The organism is Bordetella genomosp. 4 (assembly GCF_002261185.1).
Lineage (GTDB): Bacteria > Pseudomonadota > Gammaproteobacteria > Burkholderiales > Burkholderiaceae_B > Bordetella_A.
This window is the reverse complement of the sequence record NZ_NEVQ01000005.1, coordinates 1-5,542: the sequence shown is the minus strand read 5'-3', so window position 1 is coordinate 5,542 and position 5,542 is coordinate 1. Positions and strand designations below refer to the sequence as shown.

The following is a 5,542-nucleotide window of genomic DNA, read 5'->3' as shown; positions in this document are numbered from 1 at the left end:
GCGGATTACCCATCAGGGACCGTGCAGCGGGTGTTGCACAGCAAGTCCGAATGTACGGGTGCAATCCCTACCGTGGCGTCATCAAGAAGTGAAGGCTTGGCAAACCAGGGGCGTCCATGTACGAAGGGAGGCCCGAAGGGGCCGTACGAGACGAACGAAGCGGTGTCGGACGCGCAGGCGGCCGACCGGCCACGTGAAGCGCCAACACGGTCACTGCCCCGCCTCGACGTCCAACAGAACTCTTCCCCCGACCTATACGTCGACCCAACCAACCGAAGAAACACAAAATAGGCTAACGCACCCCCCCCGACTGGCTACCAGCGCCCACCAGCACCGCCTCCGCCGCTGGAACCGCCACCAAAGCTGCCGCTCGACGAGCTGCTGCTGCCGCCGCTACCGCCGCTGGACCCGCCGGAGCTGGAGTCGTTGTCGCTCAATAGGGCCAATGCGATGAAGCCCAGCGATTTTTTATAGTCGCAATACGCGCACGTCTGGATGCGCTCGCCCTTTCCTTCCTCGGTATAGGTCGAGGGCTCTATGACTTTTATCGTAGGCTTTTTCAGCGTCTGTGCATGGCATTGAGGACAGATGCTGAACGACTTGGCCTGTTTCCCCGCAAAGCCGCTGAGCTGCTTGGCGCCGGTTTTCTGGTTGATCCAGATCTCATACGACTTAGACTCGATTTTTTCTTCGCATTGCTGCTCGCTGGTGAGATAGCGCGTCAGGTCCTTCGACGTGAGCTTGTCCCGACTCTGGCGTAACCAGTCTCCAGAGTTGTCAGGAGGCATTGCCCGCAGGCGCGCCATTCTGCCGTTCTTTACGACGCCAGCGTAGGCCAGGTAAGCAAAAGGTGCGAGCACCAGCGGCAACAGACTCCAGCGCGTGAATGACGTGCGCATGTCCAAGGCTGTTTTCTTATCCTTGGTGCTGCGATCAAGCAGGACAGAACATGCGTGGTAATGAAAACTCAACACCAATGCACAGAACGCCGCGACAAAGTAGGGCAGGTTCTTGAACTGGTAGGCTTGTTCGATCGTTTCCGTCAAAAGAAAAACAAACAGGCTCATAAAGAGCAGAAACACGAATGTAAACAGTCCAAACCAGAAAGGATGGCCTTCGTACTTGGCGCCTTTTATGGAAAATTTCTTCAGCACACGTTTGCGAGCCAGGCTCATCCACAGCATGGCGATGGCAAACAGCGCGATCACAAAACCGGATTGATCGAATACCTCGCCGTGCCGGTTCCAAAAGGTCGGCTCGTAGGCCCTTAAACCCTCCAGTTCGAGTGCGTGCTCGGGGGAAAGAAACACACTCTCGACCGCCTTGGCGGCAGACAACACTGCCATACCCTTGTTGCCGGACTGCAAATACGGAACGAGATAGCGTTCTCCTATCTGCTTTAGCAGAGCGTCTGGCAATATGCCTTCTACGCCGTAGCCGCTGATAAACCGGTATTCGCGTCGATCCATCGCGAGAAAAAGCAGCAGACCGTTATTGGCGCCTTGTTTGCCGATGCCCCAGTGGTTAAAGAGATCCAGCGCAAACTCAAAATCGCTGCCTCCCTGATAATCATCGACCACAGCGATGGCAAACTCGCTGCCGTTCTGTTGCTCGATGGCGGCGCTTATTGCATCGAGCTCCGCGACAGTGCTGCTTTGAAGATTGCCATCAGGATCACTGACGTAATAGTTCTGTCCGCGAGCTTTGGGATTGGGGAGCGACTCGACGGAATATTGAGCATAAGCACTGATGCTCAATGACAAGCCGAACAGGGTCAAAATCAGCAGTTTGAGTTGCCGAAGCATAGATAAGCGATCACAAAGTCTTGACAGAGTAGGCGCCATCATAGCCTCTGTCTTTTGCAGCGTAACGCGATACGGTGCGGTGGCCGCTGTGCTGTACGGAGCCGCCCTCCGTAGTCAGTCCGGCAATTGTCCCGCGGCGCTGGCACCGGATGGCGCTGGCGCCGTGACACGGGTCACTAATACCTGGTCCACGCGATAAGTATCCACGTCCATGACCTCGAACTTGTAGCCACCCAGGGAAACGACGTCGGTACGGCGTGGTACACGGCGCAGTGCGTCCATCAGGAACCCTGCCAGCGTTTCGTATTCTTCTCCATTGAGGTGCTCTTCGATGCCGAGTACGCGGCCTACATCCTGGATAGGTGTAGCGCCATCGATCAGCCACGAATTGTCATCGCGCTGGATGATAAAGTCTTCGTCCCACGGTGACACCAGCTCGCCCATCACAGTGCTCATGACATCGTTGAGTGTCACCAATCCCACGACCAAGCTGTATTCATTGACGATCATCGCGAAATCTTCGCCGACCTGACGAAACTGCTCCAGAACCTCCGCCAGAGTCAGCCTGTCCGGCACGACCAACGCTTTGTGGATGAGCTTGCTGTCAGTCAGGGAGATCGATTGTCCGTTCAGCAATCGTTGATACAGGTCGCGAGTGTCCACATAGCCCACGACGTGATCGATATCGCCCCGGCACACCGGATACGTGGAAAAAGGCTCTTCAGCAATGCGCGCGCGAATGATGTCTTCGGGTGCGTCCTGCGAAAACCACGCGATGCGGTCGCGTTGGGTCATGGCGCTGGATACCGTGCGCGTGTCCAGTTCAAAGATGTTTTCAATGATGCGCTGTTCACCGCGCGCCAGCACGCCCGAGCGTGTGCCGGCCTCGGCCAGTGCCAGAATGTCATCCGAGGTGATGCGCTCATCGCGCCGTGTCGGCAGGCGCAGCAACCGCATCAGTTGGTCGGCGCTGCGCGAGTACACCCAGACCAGCGGCGAGAAAATTCGCACCAGCATGCGCATGGGTCCGATCACATGCAGCGCAAAGCGCTCGGGCTCTGCCATGCCCGCCTGTTTGGGGATGAGGTCGGTCAGGATGATGAATAGCGACGTCACCAGCACGAATGAGCCGATAAAACCCAGCGATGCGGCCATTTCCGGCGGCAGCCATTGGCTGAGAAAACGCGAGAAACTGGGGCTGAAAATGCCTTCGCCCACAATGCCGCCCAGTATCGCCAATGCGTTGACGCCGATTTGAATCGCCGTGAAGTAATGGCCCGGCTGTTGCTGCACACGTAAAACCTCCTCGGCCCGCGGGTTGCCGTCTTCGGCAAGTTGTCGCAGGCGCAGGCGGCGCGAAGCGGCGATGGAGATCTCGGCAATAGAGAAAAAAGCCGATGCGATCAGCAGCGCGAATAACAGCAACAGATTCTGGCCAAGGGTCATCTACGCGGCGAGGGCGGGCAGGCCCTCAAAGTGGGACACGTATCGATTCTACCTTGTGCCTCCCGAACGCTGCACTAATGGGTCATCGTCTTCGGGGCGGAATGACGGCCGATAGCTGAGTCCCGGTGCGACGTTGGCGCGAGCCGCCGTTCAATCGTCGAACTGACGCTGCCGCGCGCGATAATGGAATGCTGCAGATCATTCCGTGATCTATGTATTTTCCCATGAGGAGCCAGACGGAATGAGATACATTTCATTGTCGTTCACATTTCTGTAAAAAACGAGGGTGGCATCACGTCAATGGCCGCCTTAGCCGGTAGCGCCATGGCGCTTTGCGATGCTGCGGTGGATGATGTGCGGACCATGAATCCACGTGTCTTCGACATGCGCAAGGCGATGTTCCTCCATGCCTTGCACGAGTTGCTGGGTCGAGACATCAATGTCATCGGTGATGGGCTTCGGATCGATACCAATGCCCAGTACGAGCAAGGCCATGGCGCCGAGCAGTGCGAATTCGCGACGGCTCAGATCCTTGAGCGCGGCGACGCGAGCGTTGGTCACGACACCGAAGATCACGCGCTTGTACATCCAGAGCGTATAGGCCGCGCTGAGGATCAACGTCAGCGCAGCGATTGCGCCAATCCAGAAATTGGCTTTGATCGCCGCCATCAGGACCAGGAATTCGCCGACAAAACCTGAGGTGCCGGGCATGCCGATGTTGGCCATCGCGAACAACATTGCGAATACCGCGAACTTTGGCATGGTCTGCACGACACCGCCATAGGCGTCGATCGTCGCGCTGTGCGTGCGATCGTAGAGCATGCCAGTACACAGCAGCATGGCGCCCGAGACGATGCCGTACGAGATCATTTGCATGACCGCACCCGCCGTACCCATATCGGAAAACATGAACAGGCCGAGCGTGACCAGACCCATGTGGGACACCGTCGAATAGGCCAGCAGCCGGCGCAGATCGGTTTGCATGAGCGCGACGATACTGGCGTAGACCACGGCGATCAGCGAAAGCACGATCATCATCGGCGCGAGATAGTGGCTGGCGTCCGGCAGCAGCGGCAGGTTAAAGCGCATCAGGCCGTAGCCGCCCATCTTCAGCATGCCCAGCATGACAGCTGCGCCAGTCGGGCCGTCGAGGTGAACATTGGGCAGCCAGGTATGCACCGGCCACATGGGTACCTTGACCGAGAACGCACCCAGGAAACCGATGAATAGCGCGATCTGCACGCTAAACGGCAACTGCAGTGCATGCCAACGCGCCAGATCAAAACTGTGCGCTTCGAAGTACAGATAAAGCACCGACACCAGCATCATCAACGAGCCGGTGAACGAGAAGAAGAAAAACTTGATCGCAGCGTGATTGCGATTCTGCCGTCCGTAGACCCCGATCAGCAGGTACAACGGCAACAGCGTGGCTTCGAAAAACACAAAGAACAGCAAACCGTCCTGTGCCGAAAATACGCCTTGCATCAGGCCCGAAAGCACCAGGAAACTGCCGTAATAAGCCCCCATGCGCGTATTGATCGTGCGCCAGGATGCGAGCACCACCACGATCGTCGTCAGCGCCGTGAGTGTGATCATCCACAGCGAGATACCATCCACGCCCACATGCCACGCAGCATCAAATGACGGAATCCAGCGCGCATACTCGACAAACTGCAAGCCTGGTACAGAGCCTTCAAAGCCGTGCACGAGAGGTATGGTGGGAATTGCACTGATCAAAGCGGCAATCAGCGACAGCCAGCGGACAGCATTCGGATGCCGGTCGTTACCAAGCGCCATGACAAGCGCGCCGGCCACGATGGGCACCCAGATCAACAACGACAGGGTGGGGAACATTTAAGCGGACGTATCCTGGTGTGCTGCACAAAAATGGGGCGCAACATGCCCCTTATTGGCGCGACGAAGAACGGACTATGCCTGTGCGATTCGGTATGAGCGAATCAAGGAAACCATTGTGAATAAATGATTACAGGACAAACGCCAGATGTGACGGCGCCAACGATGACAGAAAAAATCCGCGACTCACGAATTTTTTGCACCGCAGCGAATGGTACAGAGATTTTCTTTCAACGGCCTGACTGACAGGCAGTTGTTCAGAAATTGCAGCGTCGATGGATCTGTGCCCGCGATAGGTTTGAGATAGCTTCCTTCGTACATGGACGCCCCTGGTTTGCCAAGCCTTCACTTCTTGATGACGCCACGGTAGGGATTGCACCCGTACATTCGGACTTGCTGTGCAACACCCGCTGCACGGTCCCTGATGGGTAATCCGC

At 56.9% G+C, this 5,542-nt stretch carries 3 protein-coding genes; all 3 read right to left on the bottom strand.

Going from position 1 to position 5,542, the window contains the following annotated elements; all coding sequences use genetic code 11:
- Window positions 1-314: 314 nt before the first annotated feature.
- The 3 genes from CAL20_RS04725 to CAL20_RS04715 all read right to left on the bottom strand — a co-directional run bounded on the left by CAL20_RS04725 (window position 315) and on the right by CAL20_RS04715 (window position 5,105).
- A complete protein-coding gene (locus tag CAL20_RS04725) occupies window positions 315-1,805 on the bottom strand; it encodes a TPM domain-containing protein (RefSeq protein ID WP_179266618.1) in 1,491 nt (496 codons plus the stop codon).
- A 114-nt stretch (window positions 1,806-1,919) separates the two neighbouring features.
- The gene (locus CAL20_RS04720) at window positions 1,920-3,251 is read right to left on the bottom strand and encodes a hemolysin family protein (RefSeq protein ID WP_094823768.1); all 1,332 of its coding nucleotides are present in this window, start codon (window positions 3,249-3,251) and stop codon (window positions 1,920-1,922) included.
- 309 nt (window positions 3,252-3,560) lie between these two features.
- Complete coding sequence (locus CAL20_RS04715) at window positions 3,561-5,105, bottom strand: complex I subunit 4 family protein (RefSeq protein ID WP_094823767.1); 1,545 nt, start codon at window positions 5,103-5,105, stop codon at window positions 3,561-3,563.
- Window positions 5,106-5,542 lie beyond the last annotated feature (437 nt).

Bases quoted from the DNA above. Each gene is read 5' to 3' on its own strand.
- CAL20_RS04725 (WP_179266618.1), bottom strand. From the start codon at position 1,805: ATGCTTCGGCAACTCAAACTGCTGATTTTGACCCTGTTCGGCTTGTCA.
- CAL20_RS04715 (WP_094823767.1), bottom strand. From the start codon at position 5,105: ATGTTCCCCACCCTGTCGTTGTTGATCTGGGTGCCCATCGTGGCCGGC.
- CAL20_RS04720 (WP_094823768.1), bottom strand. From the start codon at position 3,251: ATGACCCTTGGCCAGAATCTGTTGCTGTTATTCGCGCTGCTGATCGCA.